Genomic DNA, 3,373 nt, shown 5'->3' with positions numbered 1-3,373 from the left:
CCTGCTGGAGCGGACCCGCCTGCTTAGCCTGCGGGTGGGGGCCGGCATGGAGGCCCGCGGCGACACGCAGCGGCGGTACGCGGCGGCGCGGCCCGTCGTGATTGGCGGCCTCGTGGCCGTGTTTGCGGCCCTGGTCCTTGCTCCACGCGTCGACTTTCAGTACGACTTCGGGGCGCTGGAGCCGGAGTACACCGAGTACGAGCAGCGCGACCAGTACGTCGACCGTGTAAGCACGGGCGGGGACGACGACCGCCGCAACCCGGCCTACATCGTGGCGGACAGCGCGGCCGAGGTGCCCAACATCGTGGAGGCCGTCCGTAAAAAGATGCGGGCCGATACCGCCTCCCCCACCATCCTCGCGGTGGAGAGCCTGCAGGAGCGGTTTCCCCTCCGCGACACCGCCCAGGCGACCAAGCTGGACCGGATCGCCCAGATCCGAGAGACCGCCACCGAGAACCGCTACCTGCGCGACGAGTCCACCGACGCGCTGGAGCGGCTCCGCCGCGCCGCGCAGACCCGCGCCCCCATCCCGCTCGACCAGGTGCCCCGGTCGCTCCGCAAGCAGTTCACGACCAAGGAGGGGGAGCTGGGCCAGTTCGTCATGATCTACCCGTCCGTGGGCCTCTCCGACGGGCGGAAGTCGATCGCCTTCGCCCAGGATGCGGGCACCATCACGACGGACGATGGCACCACCTACCACGCGGGGTCCACCTCCCTCGTGGCGGCGGACATGCTGATGCTGCTGCAGCGGGAGGCGCCCTGGATGATTCTGGGCACGTTCGTCATCGTCGCGGCGCTGATGCTGCTCAACTTCCGGTCGCTCCGGTGGGCCGGGCTGGCCCTCGTGCCGCTCGTGGTGGGCCTGCTGTGGATGCTGCTGGTGATGGAGATTTTCGGGCTGAAGGTCAACTTCTACAACATGGTCGTCTTTCCGGCCATCCTGGGGATCGGCAACGACGCGGGGGTCCACATGGTGCACCGGTACCGGGAGGAGGGCCCCGGCGCGCTCTGGACGGTGCTGCGGTCGACGGGGGAGCACGTGACGATGGGCACGCTCACGACGATGGTCGGCTTCGGGGGCCTGCTCCTGAGCTTCCACCCCGGCCTCACCTCGATGGGCACCCTCGCGGTGCTGGGTCTGGGCACCACGCTGCTCGCGGCGGTCGTCTTCCTGCCGGCGCTGTGGCAGTGGCTGGAGGACCGCGGCGACGCGCCGCACGCGTCGGGGACGAGATAGGGGGCAGGACCAACGCAGGAGTGTGTCCCCTAATTCGTATTGAGAGTGTCGAGTGGGCTCGTCACGCCCTCGCCGCTCTGTTCCAGAACGTGGACGTACTGCATGGTGGTGCGCAGCTGCTCATGGCCCCTGCAGTCGCTGAATGGTGCGCACGTCGGTGCCGTCTCGTAGCAGGTGGGTGGCGAACGAATGCCGGAGGGTATGGCAGGTGGCGTGCTTCTCGATGTCTGCCGCGTCGGCGGCGTTCTTGACGGCCCGCTGCACGGCCGAATCGGACCGGTGGTGGCGGCGCACAGCCCCACTGCGCGGGTCGTCCGACAGCCGGGGGGAGGGGAAGACGTACTGCCACCGCCACTCGGTCGCTGCGTTCGGGTACTTCTCCGCAATCGCGTCGGGCAGATACACGCTCCCGACGCCCTCCACACAGTCCGTCTCGTGCTGGGCCCTCACCTTTTTGAGATAGCGCTGGAGGGGGGCGTGCAGGCGCTCGGGGAGCATCGTCGTGCGGTCCTTTCCGCCCTTCCCGTCCCGCACGTGGACGCGGCCCCCGTCAAAGTCGAGCGCCTTCACCCGGAGGCGCAGGGCTTCCGAGAGGCGCAGGCCACTGCCGTAGAGAAGATGAGCAATGAGTCGGTTCGGACCGGGGGGCAGGGCCGCAAAGAGGTGCCGTACCTCCTCGCGGGAGAGCACCGTGGGGAGGCGTTTGGGGCGGTCGGCGCGGTCGAGCGGCCCGAGGTCGCCGAGCTCAACCCCGAGCACCTGTTCGTAGAGGAACACCAGCGCATTGAGGGCCTGGTTCTGGGTGGAGGCCGCCACGTTGCGCTCCGACGCGAGGTGGGACAGGAAGGCCCGGATGTCATCCTCGTTGAGGTGGCGGGGATGGGTGGTGTCGTGAAAGCGGACGAAGCGGATGACCCAGCGCACGTACGCCTTCTCCGTATGGTAGCTGTACTGGCGGCGCCGGCAGACCTGTCGTACCCGGTCGAGGAGCTTAGGGGCGTGGGGGTCGGGCCCAGGCATGGCCGAGGAAAGAGACTCCGGTCAGAGCGTATGGCTTGACAATAAGATCGCCAATATTCAATATATCAAGGGAGTTGACATATTCCGCCAGTCGTATCCGTTTGACATATGCACAGAGCATTTCGCGTAACCAGCAATGGTTCAATGGGTTACGGGGTTGAAGATGTGCCTATGTCGAGCACCTTGATATTATAGGTTATGTCGCGGGGCGCAACTGCCAGCGTTCAGGTCAGTTGTATTGGACACCGTCCTGCTCGACAAGCCGACCTCTTCTCCCATGGCGACCAAATCTCTCGATCAGCGTATCGTTCAGACCTCTGATGTGTGCGGGGGCAAGCCGCGCATTGCTGGTCACCGGATTACGGTGCAGAATATCGCGATCTGGCACGACCGTCTGGGGTGGAGTGCCGACGAGATTGCCAGTGAATACGATCTCGAATTGGCCGACATCTACGCGGCCCTCGCCTACTACTTCGCTCATCGCGAAGAAATTGACCAGTCGATTCGTGAGAGTGAGGCTTTTGTTGAGGAACTCAGGCGTCAGACGCCCTCGAAGCTTCAGCAGAAGCTTGAAGGGAAAGGATAGATGGCCAGTATTCGGTACTATCTGGACGAACACATCGCAGAAGCAGTTGCGAAGGGGCTGCGTCGTCGCGGCGTCGACGTACGTACGCTCGCTGAAGCGGGAATGCTGGGAGCGAGCGACGAAGAACACTTTGCGTTTGCGCGAGAGGAGGAGCGAACCATCGTAACGCAGGACGATGATTTTTTGCGCCTCGCTGCCCAGTCGGCGGAGCACCCCGGAGTGGTGTACCTGCCGCAGAGACGGAGTGTTGGCGAAACGGTTCGTGGGCTGACACTCATTGCGGAAGTGCTGGGCAGGGAAGGGATGCGTGGACATGTCGAGTTTCTGTGAGCGCGGCAGGTCAAAATCCCCGCTACATAACCCATCGTTGCACCTGACGGTGTGCTTGTCAGCTTCCATTGCCGCGGTGCGCTTGTCGAGACAGTTTGCTACGTTTCAGAAGTAGAGCCAGGCGAGCCCACCGCAGGTGAACTTGACCGTTATGACGCGAGGATTTTGACATTGAGAGGCGACGGATCTATTCTAGTTGT

Annotated in this window: 4 protein-coding genes; 3 read left to right on the top strand and 1 reads right to left on the bottom strand. The window is 64.4% G+C overall.

The window, feature by feature from the left end; genetic code table 11:
- On the top strand, positions 1 to 1,237 hold a 1,237-nt coding region (locus tag V5A20_RS13755), incomplete at its 5' end, for an MMPL family transporter (protein WP_332327613.1).
- Between the two features lie 120 nt (positions 1,238 to 1,357).
- On the opposite strand, the gene V5A20_RS13750 is transcribed toward V5A20_RS13755, so the two are convergent.
- Positions 1,358 to 2,257 (bottom strand): integron integrase, encoded by a 900-nt coding sequence (locus V5A20_RS13750; protein ID WP_442978440.1) that lies wholly within the window; start codon positions 2,255 to 2,257, stop codon positions 1,358 to 1,360.
- 277 nt (positions 2,258 to 2,534) lie between these two features.
- Here V5A20_RS13750 and V5A20_RS13745 point away from each other — a divergent pair, with 277 nt between their 5' ends.
- Both V5A20_RS13745 and V5A20_RS13740 read left to right on the top strand, forming a co-directional pair.
- Complete coding sequence (locus tag V5A20_RS13745; RefSeq protein WP_332327612.1) at positions 2,535 to 2,843, top strand: DUF433 domain-containing protein; 309 nt, start codon at positions 2,535 to 2,537, stop codon at positions 2,841 to 2,843.
- A complete protein-coding gene (locus tag V5A20_RS13740; protein ID WP_332317058.1) occupies positions 2,844 to 3,173 on the top strand; it encodes a DUF5615 family PIN-like protein in 330 nt (109 codons plus the stop codon).
- The last annotated feature ends 200 nt before the right edge of the window (positions 3,174 to 3,373 follow it).

The organism is Salinibacter sp., assembly GCF_036626415.1.
GTDB lineage: Bacteria > Bacteroidota > Rhodothermia > Rhodothermales > Salinibacteraceae > Salinibacter.
Note: the sequence above shows the minus strand (reverse complement) of the source record. Positions and strands in the feature narration are given on the sequence as shown.

Bases quoted from the DNA above. Each gene is read 5' to 3' on its own strand.
- V5A20_RS13750 (WP_442978440.1), bottom strand. From the start codon at position 2,257: ATGCCTGGGCCCGACCCCCACGCCCCTAAGCTCCTCGACCGGGTACGA.
- V5A20_RS13740 (WP_332317058.1), top strand. From the start codon at position 2,844: ATGGCCAGTATTCGGTACTATCTGGACGAACACATCGCAGAAGCAGTT.
- V5A20_RS13745 (WP_332327612.1), top strand. From the start codon at position 2,535: ATGGCGACCAAATCTCTCGATCAGCGTATCGTTCAGACCTCTGATGTG.